The following is a 21,030-nucleotide window of genomic DNA, read 5'->3' on the forward strand; positions in this document are numbered from 1 at the left end:
GGGCCGCCGCCTCCTAGGTTGATCACCATGACCGACCTGGTACCCGCCGACTTCACCGTCCCGCGCGAGCTGCTCGCCCCGGAGTTCCGCCTGGAACCCCTGGGCGAGCGGCACAACGCCTCCGACCACGCCGCCTGGACGGGCTCCATCGCCCACATCCGCGCCACCCCCGGCTGGGCCGGCCGCGGCTGGCCGCCCGCCGACGGGATGCCGCCGGAGCGGAACCTCGACGACCTGCGCCGGCACGCCGCCGACTTCGAGGCCCGCACCGGCTTCACCTACACCGTCCTGGAGCCGGACCGCGACGAGGTGATCGGCTGCGTCTACATCTACCCGGACCGCGAGGACCCGTCCGCGGTCTCGGTCAGCTCCTGGGTCCGGGCCGACCGCGCCCACCTGGACGCCCCGCTGTACCGCGCCGTCTCCGACTGGCTCGCCGGGCACTGGCCGCTGCGGGAGGTCCGCTACACCCCGCGCTGACCCCGCTACCACCCTGACCTCACGGGCCTCCGACCTTCCGGGGTACCTTCTTCGCACAGCGTCCGAACAGCAAGCCCCAGGAAGATGGTGCGCCGGTGGCCACTCCCGTCACCCAGGAACGGCCCGAGGCCGTCCCCGAGCCGCAGGAGCCGGCGCCCCGGGCGAGCCGCGGAGCCCGTGCGCTCGCCAAGGTCCGCGCCGGCCTCCCGCGCACCGGCCTCGCCGCCCTGGCCGGCCTGCTGCTGGCCCTCGCCTTCCCGCCGTACGACCTGTGGCCGCTGTCGCTGCTCGGCGTCGCCGCGCTGTCGCTGCTCACCCGGGGCCGCACCTTCCGCCAGGGCCTGTGGACGGGCTTCGCCTTCGGCCTGCCGTTCTTCCTGATGCTGCTCAGCTGGCTGCGGGTGGTCGGCTGGGACGCCACGATCGGCCTGTCGGTCGTGGAGGCGCTGTTCCTGGCCCTGCTCGGCGGCGCCCTGGCCGTCACCTCCCGGCTGCCCGCCTGGCCGCTCTGGACGGCCTGCCTGTGGATCACCCAGGAGTGGGCCCGCGACCGGCTGCCGCTCGGCGGCTTCCCCTGGGGCCGGCTCGCCTTCGCCAACACCGCCACCCCGTACACCCCGCTGGCCGCGCTCGGCGGCGCGCCGCTGGTGACCTTCGCGGTCGCCCTGTCCGGCGCCCTGCTGGCCTGGGCCGCCCTGCGGCTGCGCGGGCCCGGCAGGGCCCCGAAGGCGGCCGCGCTGGCGGCGTTCGGGGCGGTGGCCGCGCTGCTGGCCGGCTACCTCGTCCCGGTGCCCACGGCCGCCGACGACACCGTCAAGGTCGCCATCGTCCAGGGCAACGTGCCCAACCCGGGGATGGACTTCCTGGGCCGCCCGATGATGGTCCTCAACAACCACGCCGCGGCCACCGAGCGGCTCGCCGCCGACATCAGGGCCGGCAAGGTCGAGCGCCCCGACATCGTGATCTGGCCGGAGAACTCCTCCGACCTCGACCCGTTCAGCGACCCGCTGGCCCGCCAGCGGATCGACGAGGCCGTGAAGGCGATCGGCGTGCCCACCCTGGTCGGCACCCTGGTGGACGGCCCGGACGCGCAGCACGTCCAGAACGAGGGCATCGTCTGGGACCCGGTCACCGGCCCCGGCGCCTCCTACACCAAGCAGCACCCCGTCCCGTTCGGCGAGTACGTGCCCTTCCGCGCCCAGCTGATGAAGGTGATCACCCGCCTCCAGCGGGTCGCCCGGGACTTCTACCCCGGCGACCACAACGGTGTGATGCAGCTCGGCCCGGCCCGGATCGGCGACGTGATCTGCTTCGAGGTCGCGTACGACGAGATCGTCCGCGACACCGTGGACAGCGGCGCCCGGGTCCTGGTCGTCCAGACCAACAACGCGACCTACGCCAAGACCGGCCAGCCCGAGCAGCAGCTGGCGATGAGCCGGCTGCGGGCCGTCGAGCACGGCCGGGCGGTGCTGATCGCCGCCACCAGCGGCATCAGCGCGGTGATCGGCCCGGACGGCAGCGTCCGGCAGCGCACCGAGGAGCTGACCGCGGCCGAGCTGTCGGCCACCGTCCCGCTGCGCGACGGCACCACGGTGGCCGACCGGGTCGGCGCCGCCCCCGAGTGGACGCTGGCCGTCGGCGGCCTGCTGGCCTGCGGCGCGGCGGTGCTGGTCGGCCGCCGCCGGAAGGCCCCGTCCGGAACACCGGCCGGGCAGGAATCGTTGGACCAGGTGGTGCCGTAGCCGGCCCGGACCTCCCGTGCGGCGCGAAGAGCACCGCTTGGAGTGGATTCGTACCGTGACCCAGCAAGCTACCCCCACCCGTCCGGCCCCGCGTAGCAGGCTCCGCCGGGTGCTGCCGCTGCTGATCACCGCCTGGCTGGTGCTGGAGATCTGGCTGCTGGTCCAGGTCGGCTCCTGGCTGGGCGGCCTCACCGTCGTGCTGCTGCTCGTCGCGGGCGTCCTGATCGGCGGCTCGCTGATCAAGCGGGCCGGGCTGAAGGCGTTGTCGGCGGCGATCGAGCAGAGCAAGAACCCGCAGTCCCAGCAGCCGCAGACCGGCACCAGCATGACCGTGCTGGCCGGCCTGCTGCTGATCGTCCCCGGCTTCCTGACGGACCTGGTGGCCCTGACCCTGCTCTTCCCGCCCACCCGGGCGCTGTGGCGGGCGGTCGGGCGCCGGGCCGCGGACAAGGCGCTGCGCAGCACCTCCGCCGCCGGGGCCGACCCGTTCGCGGACGCGATGCGGCTCCAGGAGCAGCTGCGCATCCACCGCCCGGACGGCAAGGTGGTCCAGGGCGAGGTCGTGGACCCGGAGGACGGCCCGCGCGGCCCGCAGGGCCCGGACACCACCTACCGCCCGCCGATCGCCGGCTGACCGGACCGGCACGACGTACGAGCCCCCGAGGGGCGGACACCCCGCCCCTCGGGGGCTCGTCGCGCGGACGGCACCTGCGCCCGTCCGTGGGCAACGCGAAAGGGACCCTGGTGACCAGGGTCCCTTTTCGCGTCCTCCCGCACGGGGCGGGAGCGATGTGTCAGGCGCTCTTACGGGTGTCTCGCGGGTGTACCGCGAGGTTCATCCCGCCGGAGCGGAGCACGGCCAGCCGTTCGGCCAGCACCTCCTCCAGCTCCTCGCGCGTCCGGCGCTCCATCAGCATGTCCCAATGGGTGCGCGTCGGCTTGATCTTCTTCTCTTCCGGCTCGTCGCCGTCGAGAAGCGCCGCCTCCTGTCCACAGAAGCGGCATTCCCAGGTCGCGGGGATCTCGGCCTCGACCGAGAAAGGAACCTCGAAACGGTGTCCGTTCTGACATGCGTACTCGACGGTCTGGCGGGGAGCCAGATCGATACCACGGTCGGTCTCGTAGCTAGTGGCCCCGAGTCGCGTGCCGCGGAGAGCTCGCTCGCTCATGAATCGTGCCTCCCGGGCTTATGGCCCACAGGACTAGTGGTCGCTGTTCTTCGTCGTTCGGTCAACGCTCGGCTTCCGACGAAGATTCCCGTCCCGGGACATGCGTCGTCTGTAGTGCCGCCCCTGTTTGTACCCACCTGCGCCCGATTTGTCACATCTGGCCGGTGATATCACCCCAGGTGTCACGTATTTCACATCTGGTGATCGTGCGGACTTTCCGTGACGAGCGTACCGGGACGGGATTCGGCGGTGGTCGCCGCCCCCGGTCGAGGGCCGGGGAACCGGCCCGGGGGACGGGTCCGGCCCGGCGGTCAGGAGATCGGCCGTGAACGGATCATCGGCTCGCCCTTGGCCAGGTCGACGGGACGGGCCGGCGCGGCCGGTTCGGCGGCGGGGACCACCGGCGGGCGGTCCGGGCGGGGCGGTGCGGCGGCGGCCGCCTCGGTGCGGCTGTCCCGGTGCGGCAGTAGCGCGATCACCGCGTCCCGCAGCGGGGCCGGGGCCTCGTCGTCCAGCGGGTCAACAGTGGCGGGCACCTGGAGGCGGAGCGGGGCGCCGTTGCCGATCCGGGCGTAGCCGCGGCCGACCGGGGCGTGGGAGGCGGGCACGATGTCCAGCGGCGCGCCGAGCGCGTCGCGGCCCTCGTCGGGGCCGGCCGGGCCGAGCACCACCCGGGCCCGGGTGGTGGTGCGGACGGTGGCGGTGAGCCGGTCCCGGGCGGCGAGGTCGTCGGCGACCACCACGGTGACCCGGGCGGCCCGGCCGTGCCGCAGCGGGAGCTCCAGCAGGTCCTGCGGGTCGGGGCGGCCCTCGGCCTGGGCGAGCTCGCTCAGCTCGGTCGGGTGGTCCAGCAGCAGCCACAGCGGCCGGGTGACGTCCTCGGGCGGGGCGGTGCCGGCGTGCCGGGCGGCGTTGAGCGCGGCGAGCCGGCGCTCGGTCTCGCCGACGGCCCAGTCCAGGGCGGCCAGCGCGCCGTGCAGGCTGGTCTCCACGGTGTGCACGCCGGGCCGGTTCACCAGGCAGGCGTGCTCGCCGGTGCCCGCGCCGTCGACCACCACCAGGTCCGCGTACGGGAGCGCCTGGAGGGCGACCGAGCGCAGCAGGCTGGAGGTGCCGTAGCCGGTGACGCCGAGCACCAGCAGGTGCGGCTCGGAGGAGCGCGGGCCGGTGCGCCAGACCACCGGCGGCTGCTGGACGGTGGTGCCGCCCCGGGTGACCGGGATGGTGCGGGCGGTGCCGTCCTCGTCGGTGAAGCCCAGCACGATCTCGCCGGGGGCGGCCACGAAGCGCTGGGCGGCGATGTCGGTGGGCAGCGGGGCGAGCGCGGTGATCCGCAGCCGGTTGGACTCCTCGTCCCAGTCGAAGCGGTACTCGCGGGCCCGGCCGGCCTTGCCCTGGACCACCTGCTCGATCCGGGCCCGGGAGGACGGCTCGGTGTCGGTGAAGTAGGCCGGGTAGCTCATCTCCAGCCGGGAGAGCCGGCTCTCGCCGTCGAACTCCCACGCGCTGAAGGCGCTCTTGTAGGCGCCCTCGAAGTGGTACAGCGGGTTGGCGTCCTCGGGGCCGCACAGGTACGGGGTGAGCGCCGCGTAGAGGGCGGTCAGCTTGACGTCGGCGGCGTCCGGCGCGGGCGGTGCGGGCGCCGCCTTGGGGGCCCGGCCGGCCCAGGCGGCGCTGGCCATCAGGGCGATCAGGGCGAACAGCAGGCCGTGCGGCAGCAGGTAGACGCCGATCAGCAGGGCGGCGGTCAGGAACAGCGTCGGGCCGCGGCGCTCCTTGGGGGTCTCCTGCCAGCGGGACCTGGCCCAGTCGACGTGGTGGCGCAGGCCGCGGCCGATGACGTAGAGCGGGGCGAACATGTCGGAGGCGTGGTCCCCGGCGGTCCGGGCGATCGTGCGGCCCTTGCTGAGGTGGCGGTGGAGCGGCATTCCTTGACTCCCCGGGCGGTGGGACGGGTGGGGTGGGCGCGGTGGGGAACGACGGGGCCCGGGGGCGGTGTGGGATCCGCGCCCGGGCCGGTACGGCGGGGGAGGAGGTGGCGGCTAGAACCTGATGCCGCTGAGCAGGCTGGCGAGGCTCGCGCCGCCCGCGGTGATGCTCGGCGCGATCGAGGAGCCGGCGATGTAGAAGCCGAAGAGGGCGCAGACGATGGCGTGGGAGACCTTTAGTCCGTCCCGGCGGAAGAAGAGAAAGGCGATGGTGCCGAACAGGACGATGCCGGAAATCGAGAGGATCACGTTCCGCTCCTCAGGAAGTGGGGACAAGCAGGGGTGTTACGGAAAGTGCACTAATCGTGACAAAAAGTAATAGATGATGGAACGGTGCAAATGGGTGGTTCTGCCGTTCAATACCGTTCCGGCGGCCGGGTGGCGGTATGCGCACCGGCCGGGGTGGGGGCCGGGCCGCGCGGGGATTCGGTGCGCCCAGGCATTCCCGGGCGGCGGGTGGGAAGTTTCCGGGGGGTCCCGGAAGTTCGCTCGAATGGCTGCGCAACGCGTGCGGTCGCGTGTCGTGGCGGGTGCGGGCCGTCATCCGGATCCCGGACGTCCGCTGGCCCGTCGCGGCACCGGCCGCTACCGTGCCCTGGGCGCAGCCCCGAGACCGCCCGACGACCCGACCGGAAAGGCCGCCCGCCATGACCGACGCCGCCAGCCAGCAGCCCGCCGACGCCCCCGACGCCGAGGTGATCGCGCTCGCCGGGAAGCTCTTCGACGCCGCCCGGGCCGGGGAGACGGACACCCTGTCCGCCTACCTGGGGGCCGGTGCCCCGGCCGACCTCACCAACGACCGCGGCGACACCCTGGTGATGCTCGCCGCGTACCACGGCCACGCCGCCACCGTCGCGGAGCTGCTCCGGTACGGCGCCGACCCGAACCGCGCCAACGACCGCGGCCAGACCCCGCTGGCTGGCGCCGTCTTCAAGGGCGCCACGGACGTGCTCGACGTGCTGCTGGCCGGCGGCGCCGACCCCCGGGCCGGTGTCCCGAGCGCCGTGGACACCGCCCGGATGTTCGGCAAGGACGAGCTGGTCGCCCGGTTCGAGGTCCGCTGAGCGGGGATCGTAGGCTTTTTCACCATGAGCACCAGCACCGCCCAGGACACCGGCACCGTCGAGTTCCGTGTCACCGGCTACGCCCACCCCGACGCCCAGGCCCTGTCGGCGGAGGTGCAGCAGGAGTACGTGCGCCGCTACGGCGACCCGGACGAGACCGTCCTGCACCCCGAGGACTTCGAGGCGCCGGCCGGCCTGTTCATGATCGCCTACCTGGCCGGCCGGCCGGTCGGCTGCGGCGGCTGGCGGGCCAAGCAGGTCGGCCCGGACGGCCTGCGCGACGGTGACGCCGAGCTGAAGCGGATGTTCGTGGTCCCCGACGCCCGCGGCCGCGGCCTGGCCCGCGCGGTGCTGCGCCGCCTGGAGCGGACCGCGGTCGAGGCCGGGCGTACCCGCTTCATCCTGGAGACCGGCACCGAGCAGCCCGAGGCGATCGCGCTGTACCAGTCCGAGGGCTACGCCGCGATCCGGAAGTTCGGCATCTACAAGGACCACCCGCAGAGCGTCTGCCTCGGCAAGGAACTCGCTCCGGCGGTCTGAGCCGCGGCCGCGCGGGGAAGGCTCCCGTCGGCCCGAGGAGGGGGACGGATGAGCCACCGAGCGACTGGACCCGACGCACCCGGAGCCGACCGGCTCCCCGGCCTGGCCGCGCCCGGCGGGGAGCTGGACCGGCTGGTCGAGGACGGCGCGCGCACCGTCGGGGCGGGCGCCGTCTGGGCCGTCGGCGACGCCGGCGGCGCGCTCGGCGGCGGCGGGCACGGCGCGCTCGGGCAGGGGCCGTACGCGCGGCTGAGGCCCGGGCCGGACACCCTGTACGACCTCGCCAGCCTCACCAAGGTGGTCGCGCTCTGGCCCTGCGCCGGGGTGCTGCGGCAGTCCGGACGGCTGCCGCTGGACGAGCCGCTCGGCGCCTGGTGGCCGCCCGCCGCCGGGCACCCCGCCGGAGCGGTGACGGTCCGTCAACTCCTGGCCCACACCGCCGGGATGCTCCCGTACACCCGCTTCGAGCGGCTCTACGGGCGCGACCCGGCGGCGATCCGGGCCGGGGTCCTCGCCGCCCCGTCGCACCGGCCGCCGGGTGCGGCCGTCGAGTACACCGACCGGGCCGCCGTGCTGCTCAGCTACCTGGTCGAGGACCTCGGCGGGGCGCCGCTGGACCGGCTCGCCGAGCGGTGGGCCTGGGGGCCGCTCGGGATGGCCGACACCCGCTACGGTCCGCTCGGCGCCGCGCTCGCCGCCCGCACCGCGCCCACCGAGTACGAGGAGGGCGCCGGCGCCCACCTGCGCGGCGTCGTCCACGACCCCTCGGCCCGGCTGCTCGGCGGGGTCTCCGGCAACGCCGGGGCCTTCTCCACCGCCCGCGACCTCGCCCGCTTCCTCACCGCGCTGCTCGCCCCGCCGCCCGGGCTGCCCTGGGGCGGGGCGTGGATCGAGGAGTCGCTGCGCGAGCAGACCGGCGGCCTCGCCCCCGCCCGCGGCCTGTCCTGGCTGTACGCCCCCGGCACCGGACCGGCCGAGGGCACCTTCGTCCACTACGGCTTCACCGGCACCGGCTTCTGGGTCTCCCGGCGGCTCGGCCGCTGGGCCCTGCTGCTCACCAACAAGGTGCACTACGACCGGGACATCCAGCGGCTCACCGAGCTGCGCAACGGCTTCCGGCGGGCCGTCTTCGGCTGAGGCCGCCCCCGGCACTCATTCGGGTGGATTCGGCGCGAACAGCCGTTTGGCGGGCGGGGATCGCGGCAGATTGTCCCCGACGGCGGCGGTCGGCGGAGGAGGCGCGATGACGGACACCTGGGCACTCTCGGAGGAGGAGTGGCTCGCCGGGATGGTGCGCGCCTACGTCGGGTGCAGCGTGCTGCTCACCGACGAGGCGGGCAAGGTCCTGCTGCTGAAGGCCAGTTACCGCGACCAATGGCAGTTCCCCGGCGGCGGGATGGACCCGGGGGAGGGGCCCGCCGAGTGCGCCGCCCGCGAACTGTACGAGGAGACGGGGCTGTTGGCCGGGCCGCTGCGGCTGCTCGTCGTGGAGTGGCGCGACGCCATCCCCGACCAGGGCGAACACGCCCACCCCGCCGTGCAGTTCATGTTCGACGGCGGGACGGTCGCGGCCGGGTCGGTGGTCCGGGCGCAGGTCGAGGAGATCGCCGACCACGGGTACTTCACCCCGGCCCAGGCGGTGGTCCTGCTGCAGCCCGGTGCGGCGCGCCGGCTCACCGGGGCCCTGGAGGCCCGGCGGACGGGCGCCGCCACGCTGCTGCACTCGGACGGGTACGTGGGCTGACGGACGGTCAGAGGAGCGTGCTCCAGTAGTACCAGAACCGGTTGAGGACCAGCAGCGCGATCACCGCCGCCCACAGCACCGGCAGCGCCCAGTGGTAGCGCGCCGCCTCCCGGACGACCACGCCCAGCCGCGGGCCCACCGGGATCACGGCCGAGCGCAGGTTGTGCAGCGTGGTGTACCAGAACAGCACCACCACCGTCGCCCACACCACCATGCAGTACGGGCAGAGCGCGCCGATGTCGTACAGCGCCTGGTAGATCAGCCAGTGCGCGAACCCCACGCCCACCGCGGTGCCCGCGTTCAGCCCCAGCCAGAACCAGCGCCGGTACGCCGCACCGGCGAGCAGCCCCGCACCGATCGCCGCCAGCGCGCCGAAGGCGGCCAGCCCGAGCAGCGGGTTCGGGAAGCCGAAGACCTCCGCCTGCTCGGTGCGCATCACCGAACCGCAGCTGATCACCGGGTTGATGTTGCAGTTGGGGACGTAGGAGGGGTTCTCCAGGATGCGGAGCTTGTCGAAGGTCAGGACCGCCGAGGCGGCCAGCCCGACCAGACCGCCGAGGAACAGCAGGAAGGCGTAGGCCCGGCTCGCGCCGATCGGGGCCCGGGCCCGGGCGGCGTCGTCGGGAGCGGAGCGGGACGGGGGCACGGTGGTAGCAGCGGACATGGCAGCACACTCCGGTGGCTGGCTGGGAGGAGCCGGCCCGGCCGGGAGTTCGGCCGGGCCGGGTGGTGCCGTACGGTGCGGTGGTGCGCGGGGGTGGGGGCGCGGCCTACTGGAGGCCGGCGGCCTGCTTCACCTGCGCGGTGAACTGCTCCGGCGGGACCACGGCGTTCCCGGCGAACAGGGTGATCTGCTTGCCGTCCACCTTGACGGTCGGGGTGCCGGTCACGCCGCTGTCGTTGAACGCGTCGGCGACCTTGGCCGCCCACGGGGCGTAGGTCTTGTCGGTCACCGCCTTCACGAAGGCGTCCGTCTTCAGCCCGGGCACCTGGCCGGCCAGGTCCAGGATGTGGTTGACGTCGCCGAAGCCGTCCTCGCGCTCGTCCGGCTGGTTGGCGTACAGCACGTCGTGGAACGCCTTGAACTGGTCCACGCCCTCGTTCAGCGCGGCGCCGACGGCGGCCAGCGCGGTGCGCGAGCCCTTGCCGCCGAGGCTCTTGTCCAGGAAGGCCGCCAGGTGGAACTCCACCTTGATCTGGCCGTCCTCGGTGAGCTTCTTGACGGTCTCGCCGTTCGCCGCCTCGAAGTGCTTGCAGACCGGGCAGCGGAAGTCCTCGTAGACCGCCATGGTGTGCGGGGCGTCGGCCTTGCCGTAGGTGATCACCGTGCCGTTCGGGCCGGAGGCGTTGGCCGGGGTGACCAGCGGCGCGGACGCGGCGGCAGAGGACTTGTCGTTCTTGTCCGAGGCCGAGTTGACCGCGACGGCGACACCGCCCGCGAGGGCCAGCACGACGACGGCGGAGACCGTCACGACGATCCGCTGACGGCGCTTGGCGGCCTGCTGCTCGCGGCGCTGCGCCTCCTGGATCCGCTCGCGGGCACTGATGCGCTTCTTGTTCTTGTCCTGGGACACGGGGGAGTCAACTCCTGTACGCGGCGCGCGGGTGCGCGCGGGGAGCCGCAGCTGCTGCGGCGGGGTCGGTGAACGCGGGAGTCGTGCGCACTGCCTGCGGGCGTACCGGGCCCGTTTCGGGCGGGTACGGGGATGATCAGATGAGGCCGGAGATCAGCAGGCAGGCGCGAAGGCGGGCGGACCGCGCCGGGGCGCCGGGCTCAGCACCACGTCCTCGCGGCGCGGCCGCGGGCGGTCCGACACCGGCAGCGGCACCCGCAGCACCGGACGGACCGGGGCCGGGAGCAGCAGGACGACCAGGGCGCGCAGCGGGCCGGCCAGCGACTCGCTCAGCGCGCGCAGCGCCCGGGCCAGGCCGGACAGGGCGGCGTCGCCCATCCGCAGCCAGGCGGAGGCCGCCAGCGCGATCACCAGGTGCACCAGCAGGAGCAGCAGCTGGGTCGCGGCGGGCGCCAACTGGGCGGTGTGCCCCAGCGGGCCGTTCAGCAGCGAGCCGTCCACCGAACCGCCGCCACAGACCAGCAGGTTCACCCCGCGTGCGGGCACCTGACCGGCCAGCACCGGCGAACAGCCGGCCTGGCCCAGGTTGAACGTGGTGTTGAGCAGCAGCTCGACCGGCACCATCACGCCGGAGATGTGCAGCAACCGCCGCTCCCCGCCGGCCAGCACGGTCGCGACCAGGAAGACGACGGCACCGGCCGTGGCCACCAGCGACAGCGGCAGCGGACGGCCCGTGATGACCACCTGGCCCAACGCGGCCATCGGCACGGCGAGCGCGGTGAACACCGCGGCCCGCAGGGCCCTGGTCGCATGGGAGGAGGTCGTCACGCTCCGGAGTATGCCATGGCCTCCGCGTCCGGCACGAGGGCCCGTAGGTCCCTGGTCCGGCTGACGCGCGCTCAGTAGCCTGCGAGGTCGCCCGTCGGGTCGACAGCAGCCGCGGCCGCATTAGCCTGGAAGGCGTTCCCGCTGACCCGACGAGGGGGCGAGCGCGCATGGCGAAACCCGAGACCACGGTGGGACAGGTGCTGCTGGCCCGCATCGAGGCGCAGGCCGTGGTGCTGGCCGGCCTGGACGAGGCCGTCCGGGCCGACGAACCGGACGCCGTGCACCGGATGCGGGTCGCCTGCCGGCGGCTGCGCAGCGCCCTGCGGACCTTCCGGCGGCTGTTCGCCCCCGGCACCACCGACGAGCTGGTCGCCGAGCTGCGCTGGCTCGCCGCCGCGCTCGGCGGGGCGCGGGACCGCGAGGTGCTGGCCGAACGGCTCGCCGCCGAGGCCCGCGAGCTGCCCGCCGAATGCGGGCCGCAGCGGGTCGCCGCCGCGCTGGAGCGGTGGGGCGAGACCGAGTACCGGCAGATCTGGCCGGAGGTCGTCGCCGCCCTCGACAGCCCCCGCCGCCGGGCCCTCGGCCAGGCCCTCGCCACCCTCCTCGCCGACCCGCCGCTGCTCCCGCGCGCCGCCCGCGGTGCCGTCCCGGAGCTCTCCCGGATCGCCGCCCGCGAACAGGACCGCACCGCCGAACGCGTCCGCGCCGCCCTCGCCGCCGCCCCCGGGGAACGGGACCTCGCCCTCCACGCGGCCCGCAAGGCGGCCAAGCGCGCCCGGTACGCAGGCGAGACCGCCGCCCCGGCCGTCGGCGCCCGGGCCGAGCGCTACACCCAGCGGATGAAGGCCGTCCAGGAGGTGCTGGGCGAGCACCAGGACGCGGTGGTCGCCGCGAGCACCCTCGCCGCCCACGCGGCGAGCGGCGGCGAGCCCTTCGGCTACGGCGTCCTCTACGGCCGCCAGCTGGCCGCGGAGGAGGCCGCCCGGCACCGGCTGCCGGAGGTCTGGCGGCCGGCGGGCAGACGGAAGCTGGCCCGCTTCGGGTAGCGGCGGCCTGGCCGCTGCGCGACCGGGCCTCGTACGTCGCGGGCGTCACGCTGCCGGTGGACGGCGGGATCACGGCCACTCACCGGTTCGACCGACCGGCCCGCTCCGCCGCGCCCTACCGGGGGTCGAGCCCCGCCGAGCGGGCGGCTTCGCGCAGCAGGTCCCGGAGCATCGCGGTGGTCAGCCGGCCGGTGTTCGTGTTGCGCGGGCTCACGTGGTAGCAGCCGTACATCCGCAGGTCCGGGCCGCCGTCGCGGGCCGGGAAGGCGGCCACGGCGGCGTGGCCGAAGGCGGGGCGGGGGCGGGGGAGCCGCCAGCCGGCGTCCGCGATCACCGGCAGCATCGCCTGCCAGGCGAAGCCGCCGAGGGCGACGACGGTGCGCACGGTGGGGCGCATCAGCTCCAGCTCCCGGGTGATCCAGGGGCGGCAGGTGTCGCGTTCCGCGGTGCTGGGCTTGTTGTCCGGCGGGGCGCAGCGGACCGGGTCGGTGATCCGGACGCCGGACAGTTCCAGGCCGTCGCCGTAGCGGACGGACTCGGGGCGGTTGGCGAGCCCGAGCTCGTACAGGGCGGCGTAGAGCAGGTCGCCGGAGGGGTCGCCGGTGAAGATCCGGCCGGTGCGGTTGGCGCCGTGGGCGGCGGGGGCGAGGCCGACCAGGACGAGCGGGGCGTCCGGCGGGCCGAAGCCGGGGATCGGGCGGGCCCAGTAGTCCTGGTCCTGGTAGGCGCGGCGCTTGGTGCGGGCGGTCTCCTCGCGCCACGCGACCAGGCGCGGGCAGGCCCGGCAGCCGGTGACGACGCGGTCCAGCGCGGCGAGTCCGGCGGCCCGGGCGGCCGCCTCGGCGGGGTGCCGGGGGTGCTCGGGGTCGTCGGCGGCCTGGTCGGAGGGGTCGGCGGTGGGGGAGGAGGGTGCGGCCTCGGTCGGCATGGTCAGGATCCTAGGGGGAGCGGGACGTTCGTACCGGCGTCGTCCGGGCAGGCGTAGCGTGGAATCAGTTGCTCCGGCGGTCCCCGGCCGGTCCGGGTCGGCGGCGGCCGGAGACGCCGGTGTGCGCGCAGTGCGCCGGTCGCGAGGAGGCCGCGATGATCGTCGATGCGGTGCTGGGTGCGCTCGGGGGGCTGGCCGGGCTCGGGGTGATCTGTGCGGGCCTGAGCATCAGGGTCGTCCAGCAGTTCCAGAAGGGCGTGGTGTTCCGCTTCGGGAAGGTGCGCGAGGAGGTGCGCGAGCCCGGGCTGGTGGCGCTGATGCCGGTCGCGGACCGGCTGCGCAGGGTCAACGTGCAGATCGTGACGATGCCGATCCCGGCGCAGGAGGGCATCACCCGCGACAACGTGACCGTACGGGTGGACGCGGTGGTCTACTACCGGGTGGTGGACCCGGTGAAGGCCACCGTCAACGTGCAGGACTACAACTTCGCGATCTCCCAGGTCGCGCAGACCTCGCTGCGCTCGATCATCGGCAAGAGCGAGCTGGACGACCTGCTGGCCAACCGGGAACCGATCAACCAGGGGCTGGAGTTGATGATCGACAGCCCGGCGCTGGGCTGGGGCATCGAGATCGACCGGGTGGAGATCAAGGACGTCGCGCTGCCGGAGTCGATGAAGCGCTCGATCGCGCGGCAGGCGGAGGCCGAGCGGGAGCGGCGGGCCCGGATCATCACGGCGGACGGCGAGTACCAGGCCTCGCAGCGGCTGTCGGACGCCGCGGCCGTGATGAGCGCGACTCCGGCCGCACTGCAACTGCGGCTGTTGCAGACCGTGGTGGAGGTGGCGGCGGAGAAGAACTCGACGCTGGTGCTGCCCTTCCCGGTGGAGCTGCTGCGCTTCCTGGACAGTGCCACGGAGGTCCAGCAGCGGAACCTGCTGACGGCGGCGGCGGTCGCGGCCGGGGCGAAGGCCGTGGAGGAGGCGGTGGAGAGCGGCGAGATCCCGGAGGAGGGGCTGGAGCCGGAGCCGCCCAGGCATGAACTCCCGCCCCTGGAAGAGGTGTTGGAGCAGTCGCCGCTGGATCGTCCGGAGTCGCCGGACGGCCGGGCCGGGCGCGGCGGCCCCGCCGGGCCGGACGGAGCGGAGTGAGCGGGTCGGCCCCGGTGGCGTCGGCCATCCGCCCGGACCACGATGGACGAGGGGAACGGGAAGCCAGGTCAGGAGGCGGACCATGACCAGAGCCAGCGACATCATGCACCCGGGCGCGGAGTGCATCCGTGAGCACGAGACGCTCGCGGCCGCCGCCCGGATCATGCGGGAACGCCATGTGGGCGCCCTGCCGATCTGCGGGCCGGGCGACAAGCTGCTGGGGATCGTGACCGACCGCGACATCGTGCTGCGCTGCGTCGCCGAGGACCGCGACCCGGCGTCGGTGACGGCGGGCGAGCTGGCGCAGGGGCGGCCGATGACGGTGGAGGCGGACGAGGACTGCGAGCAGGTGCTGCGGGTGATGGAGCAGTACCAGGTGCGCCGGCTGCCGGTGATCAACCACCCGGAGCACAAGCTGGTCGGCATGATCAGCGAGGCGGACATCGCGCGCGGGCTGCCGCAGGCGCGGGTCGCCGAGTTCGTCTCGGCGGTCTGCGCGGAGGAGGCGCCCGCGGGGGCGGCCCAGGGCTGACACCCCCGCCGCGCGTACGCGGGTTGCGGCCCCCGCCGACGGACGGGCGGGGGCCGCAGTCGTGCCGGTCCGGTCACCCCAGGGCGTAGACGGAGGTGGCGTGGGCGGCGGGGGCCCGGTGCCGTCGGTGCTCTCCGTGCCGTCGGCGACCGCGGTGCCCTCGGCGTTCTCGGGGGTGTTGGCGCGGTCTCAGGAGGCGGGGGCGGCCAGGGTGTCGAGGTGGCGGCGCAGCACCGCGCGGAGCTCGTCCGGGCCGACCAGGTCGGGGTGCTGGACGGCTTGGAGGGTGAGGCCGTCCAGCAGGGCGGAGAGCCGGCGGGTCTCGAGGTCGAGGTCGAGGCCGGGGGCCAGGCCGCCGGCGCGTCGGGACTCGGCGAGGACGCGTCGGACCAGGTCGTCGAGTCCGGTCTGCATCTCGACGGCGCGGGGCCGCAGGTCGGGCCGGGTGCGGGCGGCGGTGACGAAGGAGAGCCAGAGCGCGGACTCCTCCCGGCGCCCGGCGTCCAGCGGGAGGGTCTCGGCGAGCAGTCGGACGGTCCGTTCGCGCCGGTCGGTGCCGACGGCGGCCGGGTCGAGCAGGGCGGCGGCGTGGGCGCGGATGCGGGCCTCGATCCGCCGGGCCAGCTCGCGCATCGCGAAGATCATCAGCTCGGAGCTGCCGGCGAAGTAGTGCCGCACCGAGCCGACGGCCAGTCCGGCCTCCTCAGCGACGTTGCGCAGGGAGGCGTGCTCCAGTCCCTCCCGGGCCGCGACGCGCAGGACGGCGTCGGCGACGGCCTGGCGGCGTTCGGCGGGGTCGACGATCTTCGGCATGTTGCCGTTATAGCACGAGCGAGCTAAATTGCTGATTTAGCACGGTCGAGCTACAAAAATTCGGGGAGGCAGGAATGAACGGCTGGGTGCACGCGGGGCTGATCGCCGTCGTGGTCGTGGTGGTGGTGATCCGGCGGCTGCGCGGCGAACCGCTCAACGCCCGGGACCTCTTCGCGCCGCCGGTGGTGCTCACCGCCCTCGGCGTGTGGGCGCTCGCCCAGAAGCACGGGCTCGGCGCGGCCGACTACGGCTGGATCGCGGCGGGCGCCGGGCTCGGCGTCGCGCTGGGGGCGGTGCGCGGCGCCACCATCCGGGTCTACGAGCGGGAGGGCGTGCTGTGGCAGCGCTACACCGGGCGGACCTTCCTGGTCGCGGCGGTGTCGCTGGCCCTGATGGCCGGTTTCGCCGCGCTCGCCGCGCACTTCGGCCTGGCCGCGGACGCCCGTCCGATCCAGCTGTCGATCGGGGTGGGCTTCCTGGGGGAGGCGCTGGTGGTGGGCTTCCGGGCGCTCTCCTCGGGCACGCCGTTCGCGCCGGAGAAGCGGGGTGCGAGCCCGCTGGACCGGTTCGGCCGGTAACTATGGTTGTCGTGGACGAGTTCGTTAACTACAGTTGTCATCATGACGACCGTGGAGATCACTCCGGAGGAGCGGGCCGCGCTGGCCAAGGCCCTCCTCGACGCGCTCGACCCCCTCGCCGCCGCCGTGCGCGCCCGCGCGACGGGCCTGCCCGCGGAACGGATGTGGAACGCCGAGCCGGTCGAGGTCGCCCTCTCCGTCCTGTCCGCCTGGAAGCTGGTGGACGCCGAGGTCAAGCTGCTCACCGCGGGCGCGGCCGCCACCGCGGGTTCCTACGGCGCCAGTTACGAGCGGCTCGGTGCCGCCTGGGGCATCACCCGGCAGGGCGCCCGGAAGAAGTGGCCGGAGGCCGTCAGCCGTCCGGCGGCGCGGCCCGGGCTGCTCGAACTGTTCGGTGGAACAGCCGAGTTGGCGGAGGACGAGGCCGCCGGCGGCTGGCGCTGGACGGCCACCGGCGCGGACGGCGCCACCGGTGGGGCGGCGGCAGGCCACCGAACCAGGGAGGAGGCCGCGGCCCACGCCGGGGCCTTCCTCGCGGCGCACCGTCAGGACTGATCCCGCAGTTCCCGGGCGATCAGCTCCGCGAGGTGCAGGGCCCGCCGCCCGTCCGCGAGTTGGGCGATCTGGGTGCGGCAGCTGAAGCCGTCCGCCAGGACCACCGCCGGCGGCCCGGCGGCCCGGAGCCCCGGCAGCAGCACCCGCTCCGCGATGGCCTCGGACACCTCGAAGTGGCCCCGCTCGAAGCCGAAGTTGCCCGCCAGGCCGCAGCAACCGGCGTCCAGCACCCGGTTGTTCAGGCCGAGCCGGGCCTCCAGCCGGCGGTCGGCGGCGCTGCCGAGCACCGCGTGCTGGTGGCAGTGGGTCTGGGTGACGGCGTCCAGCGGGATCCGGGGGAGCGGGGCGTCCGGGGCGAACTCGTCGAGGAACTCGGCGAAGGTGCGGGTGCGGTCGGCGAGCGGGCGGCCCTCCGCGCCGAGCAGCCGGGGCAGTTCCTCGCGCAGGGTCGCGGTGCAGCTGGGGTCCAGGCCGATCACGGGGGTGTCGGCCTGGACCCCAGCTCCGTCCAGCGCCCGCAGGCTGCGCCGCAGCACCCTTCGTGCGGTGCCGAGTTGGCCGGTGGAGTACCAGGTGAGGCCGCAGCAGACCGGGCCCGAGGGCAGCCGGACGTCGAAGCCCAGGTGTTCCAGCACCTCGACGGCCGAGCGCGGCACGTTCGGCTGGAGGCGGTCGGAGAAGGTGTCCGGCCACAGCAGCACCGGCCGGGCGCCCGCCGGGGCCGGGTGGGTGGCGCGGTGCCGCCGGTACCACGCGGTGAAGGTCTCCGGCGGGAGGACCGGCAGCACCCGGCGCCGGTCGATCCCGCCGAGCCGCTTGAGCAGCCCCCCGGCCCGGGAACGGGCGAGGGTGTTGGCGGCCCCGGGCGCGAGCGAGGCGGCCCGCAGCCAGAGCGGCAGCCAGCCCATCGAGTAGTGCGCGAGCGGGCGCGGCCGGCGCCGGTAGTGCTGGTACAGGAATTCGGACTTGTAGGTCGCCATGTCGACGTGGACGGGGCAGTCGCTCGCGCAGCCCTTGCAGCTCAGGCAGAGGTCCAGCGCCTCCCGCACCTCCTCCGAGCGCCAGCCGTCCGGGATCGCGTCCCCCCGCAGCATCTCGGCGAGCAGCCGGGCCCGCCCCCGGGTGGAGTGCCGCTCCTCGCCGGTGGCCAGGTAGCTCGGGCACATCACCCCGCTGCCCGGGGCCACGCACTTGGCGACGCCCACGCAGCGGTGAACCGCCTTCACCAGGCTGCCGCCGTCCTGCTCGTACGGGAGGGCCAGCGGCAGCGTGCGGCGCGGGGCCGTGACGAAGCGCAGGTCGGCGTCGAGCGGGCGCGGGTCGACCAGCGCGCCCGGGTTGAGCAGGTTCTCCGGGTCCCAGATCCGCTTGAACTCCCCGAACAGGCCGATGATTTCGGGCGGGTACATGCGCGGCAGCAGCTCCGAGCGGGCCTGCCCGTCGCCGTGCTCGCCGGAGAGCGAACCGCCGTACGAGACCGCCAGATCGGCCGCCTGCTCCAGGAACTCCCGGAAGACCAGCACCCCTTGGGGCTCGTCCAGCGGGAAGTCGATCCGCAGGTGCACGCAGCCGTCGCCGAAGTGCCCGTACGGGACGCCGTGCAGGCTGTGCCGGCGCAGCAGGGCGCGCAGGGCCCGCAGGTAGTCGCCGAGCCGCTCGGGCGGGACGGCGGAGTCCTCCCAGCCGGGCCAGGCCTCGCCGCCGCCGGGCAGCCGGGTGACGATCCCCGCGCCGGCCTCCCGGACGGCCCACAGCTGGCGCTGCTCGACCGGGTCGGTGACCAGGGCGACAGTGGCCGAGCGCTCGCGCTTCACCGCGTCGGCGAGCCGGCGGGCGGCCTGGTAGGCGGCCCGCGGGGTGTCGCCGCCGGTCTCCAGGAACAGCCAGCACTCGCCGGCGGGCAGCCGGTCCAGCGCGGGCGGGCGGGGCCCGGCGGCGAGCAGCGCGGCGATCAGGTCGGCCGCCATGCCCTCGGCGGTCAGCGGACCGTACGGCAGCAGCGCCGGGACGGCGTCGGCGGCGGCGCCCTCGTCGGGGTAGCCGGCCACCACCAGGGCCCGGGCCGGCGGGTCCTCGACCAGGCGGACGGTGGCGCCGAGCAGCAGCGCGCAGGTGCCCTCGGTGCCGGTGAGCGCCCGGGCCAGGTCGTGGCCCTGCTCGGGCAGCAGCGCGTCCAGCGGGTAGCCGGAGGTGCGGCGGGGCAGCCGCGGCATGCCCTGCCGGATGGCGGCGAGGTTGCGGTCGGTGAACTCCTGCAGTCCGGTGTGGAGTTGGCCGACCCGGCCGGGCAGCGCGGCGAGCGCGGCGCGCTCCGCGGGGGTGAGCCGCCCGCCGACGGTCAGCTCGGTGCCGTCCGCGAGCAGCAGCTCCAGCCGCTCGACGTTGTCGGCGGTGCGCCCCCAGGCGAGCGAGTGGGAGCCGCAGGAGTCGTTGCCGATCATGCCGCCGAGGGTGCACCGGCTGTGCGTGGACGGGTCGGGCCCGAAGCGCAGCCCGTACGGCCTGGCGGCGCGCTGGAGGTCGTCCAGCACGGTGCCGGGCTGGACGCGCGCGGTGCGGGCCCCCGGATCGATCTCCAGCACCGCGCCGAGGTGGCGGCGGAAGTCCAGCACCACCGCGCCCGGGCCGATCGCCTGCCCGCCGATGCTCGTCCCGGCCCCGCGCGCCACCACCGGCACCCGGTGGGCACGGCAGAGCGCCAGCGCGGTGCGCACGTCGTCGAGGTCGGCCGGCTTGACCACGCCGAGCGGCAACTGCCGGTAGTTGGAGGCGTCCTGGCTGTAGACGGTGCGCTCGGCGGCGCCGAAGCGGACCTCCCCGCGCAGCACCGCGGCCAGCTCACGGGCCAACTCGGCCCCGGGGACGGCGGACGGACGGCTCACCAGGACCTCCCAGGAGTACGGCTCCGCCGATGATCGCAGCCGCGCCGCCGCACCGGTACCGGGCGCGGCGCCCGGCTCACCCGGGTGGGGGTGCCCCGGCTACTTCCGCCCGGTGAGCGTGCCGCGCGCGATGTGGGAGAGCTTGGCCACCTCGAAGGCCGGGTACGCGCCGCCCGCCAGCAGCGAGAACTTGATCCCCTCGCGGCCGCCCGGCCGGCGGTGGCCGGGCGGCTGGAAGCGGCGGTGGTGCTCGGCGGCGCGGTGGAAGAACTGCGGCCGCTCGGCGCGGGTGACGCAGCCGGCCAGGTCGAAGACGAACAGGTAGTGCCGGATCATCCGGACGAACAGCGCCTCGCGCACCGCGTACAGGTGCGGCTGGTCCTCCAGCAGGGCGAAGCTGCGCTCGTACTGCTCGAACAGGTCGAAGACGCTGCTGCCCGGGCCGCCCGCCGGATGGACGGTCTCCCGGCGGCGGAGCTGGACGCACTCGCGGGCCAGCACGGCGGCCGTCCGGGCGCCGAGCAGCGCCGCGTGCGCCACCGGGACCTCCTCGTAGCGGCCGGGAGGGAAGGCCAGGCCCAGCTCGGCCCAGTGGCCGCGGCGGACCAGCCGGTCCCAGGCCAGCGGCGGCGCGCCGAACAGCGCGGGCCGGTCGAAGGGGGCGAACGGCTCGGGCCCGGCCTCGGCGAGCAGCGCCTCGGCCCCGCCCGGCCAGTCCCGGTCCTGGTGCCGGCGGGAGTGGCCGAACAGCAGCACGTCCACCGGGCCGGTCTGCCGGAGCCGGTCGGCGAGCGTGCGCAGCGCGTCCCGGGGCAGCAGGTGGTCGGCGTCCAGGAACAGCAGGTACTCGCCGGTGGCCCGCGCCGCGCCCGCGTTCCGGCTCGCCCCGACCCCGACCGCGGCGTTCAGGTGCAGCACCGACACCTGCGGGTGCCGGGCGGCGTACGCGTCGGCGAGCCCGCCCGCGGTCTCGGGGGAGCGGTCGGCGACCACGATCACCTCGACGTCGGCCAGGGACTGGGCGAGCAGCGAGTCCAGGCAGTCGGCGAGCTGTTCGTGCCGGTCGTAGGCGGGGAGCACGACGCTGATCAGGGGTGAGGGCATGACGCCGGAGCGTAAGAGGGCTCGCGAACCGTGGCAAAGCCCTGACGGTCCGTAATTCCGATCAATCAGTGGCAAACCGTACGAGTGTGCGCCAGATCTTCACGCCGCCTTCCGGACGTGTCCACGCCCGGCCCGGGTCCCGGCCCGGCTTCCGACCTGGGGTGATGCGCGCCGGGGCCCGCGACGCGCGGTGCGTCGCGGGCCCCGGGTGGCCGATCGGCCTAGGGCCTGTGTGATGTTGTGATCAATCTTCGGGTTCTGCCCCGCTCTGGGGCAGAACCCGGTAGGACTGTTGGATGTGACGCGCAGGCAACT

22 protein-coding genes are annotated in these 21,030 nt (G+C 74.9%); 12 read left to right on the forward strand and 10 right to left on the reverse strand.

Annotated elements, in window-relative coordinates; all coding sequences use genetic code 11:
* Positions 1–27: 27 nt before the first annotated feature.
* From ACFVXH_RS15060 to fxsA, 3 genes are all read left to right on the forward strand, one after another.
* Positions 28–480, forward strand: coding sequence for an N-acetyltransferase (locus tag ACFVXH_RS15060; RefSeq protein ID WP_117486968.1), 453 nt, complete (start codon positions 28–30; stop codon positions 478–480).
* Positions 481–575: 95 nt separating this feature from the next.
* Positions 576–2,222 (forward strand): apolipoprotein N-acyltransferase, encoded by a 1,647-nt coding sequence (gene lnt / locus ACFVXH_RS15065; RefSeq protein ID WP_387823518.1) that lies wholly within the window; start codon positions 576–578, stop codon positions 2,220–2,222.
* Between the two features lie 55 nt (positions 2,223–2,277).
* A complete protein-coding gene (gene fxsA, locus ACFVXH_RS15070; RefSeq protein ID WP_074005174.1) occupies positions 2,278–2,856 on the forward strand; it encodes an FxsA family membrane protein in 579 nt (192 codons plus the stop codon).
* Between the two features lie 160 nt (positions 2,857–3,016).
* Here fxsA and ACFVXH_RS15075 read toward each other — a convergent pair whose 3' ends face one another.
* From ACFVXH_RS15075 to ACFVXH_RS15085, 3 genes are all read right to left on the reverse strand, one after another.
* Complete coding sequence (locus ACFVXH_RS15075) at positions 3,017–3,391, reverse strand: RNA polymerase-binding protein RbpA (RefSeq protein WP_049655293.1); 375 nt, start codon at positions 3,389–3,391, stop codon at positions 3,017–3,019.
* A gap of 311 nt (positions 3,392–3,702) precedes the next feature.
* Positions 3,703–5,319 (reverse strand): hypothetical protein, encoded by a 1,617-nt coding sequence (locus ACFVXH_RS15080; protein WP_387823521.1) that lies wholly within the window; start codon positions 5,317–5,319, stop codon positions 3,703–3,705.
* A gap of 114 nt (positions 5,320–5,433) precedes the next feature.
* The gene (locus tag ACFVXH_RS15085; RefSeq protein WP_049660046.1) at positions 5,434–5,628 is read right to left on the reverse strand and encodes a hypothetical protein; all 195 of its coding nucleotides are present in this window, start codon (positions 5,626–5,628) and stop codon (positions 5,434–5,436) included.
* Between the two features lie 398 nt (positions 5,629–6,026).
* On the opposite strand from ACFVXH_RS15085, the gene ACFVXH_RS15090 reads away from it, so the two are divergent.
* The 4 genes from ACFVXH_RS15090 (at position 6,027) to ACFVXH_RS15105 (ending at position 8,727) form a co-directional block, all read left to right on the forward strand.
* Positions 6,027–6,443, forward strand: coding sequence for an ankyrin repeat domain-containing protein (locus ACFVXH_RS15090; RefSeq protein ID WP_049660049.1), 417 nt, complete (start codon positions 6,027–6,029; stop codon positions 6,441–6,443).
* Between the two features lie 24 nt (positions 6,444–6,467).
* Entirely contained in the window at positions 6,468–6,983 is a 516-nt protein-coding gene (locus ACFVXH_RS15095; protein WP_387823529.1) for a GNAT family N-acetyltransferase, read from the forward strand.
* Positions 6,984–7,031: 48 nt separating this feature from the next.
* Positions 7,032–8,120 (forward strand): serine hydrolase domain-containing protein, encoded by a 1,089-nt coding sequence (locus ACFVXH_RS15100; RefSeq protein ID WP_387823532.1) that lies wholly within the window; start codon positions 7,032–7,034, stop codon positions 8,118–8,120.
* 106 nt (positions 8,121–8,226) lie between these two features.
* A complete protein-coding gene (locus ACFVXH_RS15105; RefSeq protein WP_117486965.1) occupies positions 8,227–8,727 on the forward strand; it encodes an NUDIX hydrolase in 501 nt (166 codons plus the stop codon).
* 7 nt (positions 8,728–8,734) lie between these two features.
* Here the strand turns inward: ACFVXH_RS15105 and ACFVXH_RS15110 are convergent, their stop codons facing one another.
* The 3 genes from ACFVXH_RS15110 to ACFVXH_RS15120 form a co-directional block, all read right to left on the reverse strand.
* Positions 8,735–9,391, reverse strand: coding sequence for a vitamin K epoxide reductase family protein (locus ACFVXH_RS15110; RefSeq protein ID WP_387823535.1), 657 nt, complete (start codon positions 9,389–9,391; stop codon positions 8,735–8,737).
* A 106-nt stretch (positions 9,392–9,497) separates the two neighbouring features.
* The gene (locus ACFVXH_RS15115; protein WP_049659252.1) at positions 9,498–10,301 is read right to left on the reverse strand and encodes a thioredoxin domain-containing protein; all 804 of its coding nucleotides are present in this window, start codon (positions 10,299–10,301) and stop codon (positions 9,498–9,500) included.
* A gap of 153 nt (positions 10,302–10,454) precedes the next feature.
* On the reverse strand, positions 10,455–11,129 hold the full coding sequence (locus ACFVXH_RS15120; protein WP_117486963.1) for a hypothetical protein: 675 nt from the start codon (positions 11,127–11,129) through the stop codon (positions 10,455–10,457).
* Positions 11,130–11,296: 167 nt separating this feature from the next.
* Between ACFVXH_RS15120 and ACFVXH_RS15125 the strand changes: the two genes are divergently transcribed.
* Complete coding sequence (locus tag ACFVXH_RS15125) at positions 11,297–12,175, forward strand: CHAD domain-containing protein (protein ID WP_387823540.1); 879 nt, start codon at positions 11,297–11,299, stop codon at positions 12,173–12,175.
* Between the two features lie 115 nt (positions 12,176–12,290).
* On the opposite strand, the gene ACFVXH_RS15130 is transcribed toward ACFVXH_RS15125, so the two are convergent.
* Positions 12,291–13,103: a uracil-DNA glycosylase gene (locus tag ACFVXH_RS15130; RefSeq protein ID WP_387823543.1), complete on the reverse strand. Its 813-nt coding sequence runs from the start codon at positions 13,101–13,103 to the stop codon at positions 12,291–12,293.
* 155 nt (positions 13,104–13,258) lie between these two features.
* Here ACFVXH_RS15130 and ACFVXH_RS15135 point away from each other — a divergent pair, with 155 nt between their 5' ends.
* Both ACFVXH_RS15135 and ACFVXH_RS15140 read left to right on the forward strand, forming a co-directional pair.
* Positions 13,259–14,251 carry a slipin family protein gene (locus ACFVXH_RS15135; protein ID WP_387823546.1) on the forward strand — a complete coding sequence of 331 codons (993 nt, stop codon included), beginning with the start codon at positions 13,259–13,261 and terminating at the stop codon, positions 14,249–14,251.
* A gap of 82 nt (positions 14,252–14,333) precedes the next feature.
* Complete coding sequence (locus ACFVXH_RS15140) at positions 14,334–14,783, forward strand: CBS domain-containing protein (protein WP_049657806.1); 450 nt, start codon at positions 14,334–14,336, stop codon at positions 14,781–14,783.
* A gap of 189 nt (positions 14,784–14,972) precedes the next feature.
* Here the strand turns inward: ACFVXH_RS15140 and ACFVXH_RS15145 are convergent, their stop codons facing one another.
* Complete coding sequence (locus ACFVXH_RS15145) at positions 14,973–15,596, reverse strand: TetR/AcrR family transcriptional regulator (protein WP_387823550.1); 624 nt, start codon at positions 15,594–15,596, stop codon at positions 14,973–14,975.
* A 74-nt stretch (positions 15,597–15,670) separates the two neighbouring features.
* Here ACFVXH_RS15145 and ACFVXH_RS15150 point away from each other — a divergent pair, with 74 nt between their 5' ends.
* Both ACFVXH_RS15150 and ACFVXH_RS15155 read left to right on the forward strand, forming a co-directional pair.
* Positions 15,671–16,174 carry a DUF1453 domain-containing protein gene (locus ACFVXH_RS15150; RefSeq protein WP_074005182.1) on the forward strand — a complete coding sequence of 168 codons (504 nt, stop codon included), beginning with the start codon at positions 15,671–15,673 and terminating at the stop codon, positions 16,172–16,174.
* A 42-nt stretch (positions 16,175–16,216) separates the two neighbouring features.
* The gene (locus ACFVXH_RS15155) at positions 16,217–16,729 is read left to right on the forward strand and encodes a hypothetical protein (RefSeq protein ID WP_387823553.1); all 513 of its coding nucleotides are present in this window, start codon (positions 16,217–16,219) and stop codon (positions 16,727–16,729) included.
* Here ACFVXH_RS15155 and ACFVXH_RS15160 read toward each other — a convergent pair.
* Complete coding sequence (locus tag ACFVXH_RS15160; RefSeq protein ID WP_387823556.1) at positions 16,720–19,611, reverse strand: FAD-binding and (Fe-S)-binding domain-containing protein; 2,892 nt, start codon at positions 19,609–19,611, stop codon at positions 16,720–16,722. The genes ACFVXH_RS15155 and ACFVXH_RS15160 overlap by 10 nt on opposite strands.
* Positions 19,612–19,710: 99 nt before the next feature.
* Positions 19,711–20,715: a glycosyltransferase family 2 protein gene (locus tag ACFVXH_RS15165; RefSeq protein ID WP_375874896.1), complete on the reverse strand. Its 1,005-nt coding sequence runs from the start codon at positions 20,713–20,715 to the stop codon at positions 19,711–19,713.
* Between the last annotated feature and the right edge of the window lie 315 nt (positions 20,716–21,030).

It is taken from the genome of Kitasatospora sp. NPDC058184 (genome assembly GCF_042883725.1).
Taxonomy (GTDB): Bacteria; Actinomycetota; Actinomycetes; order Streptomycetales; family Streptomycetaceae; genus Kitasatospora.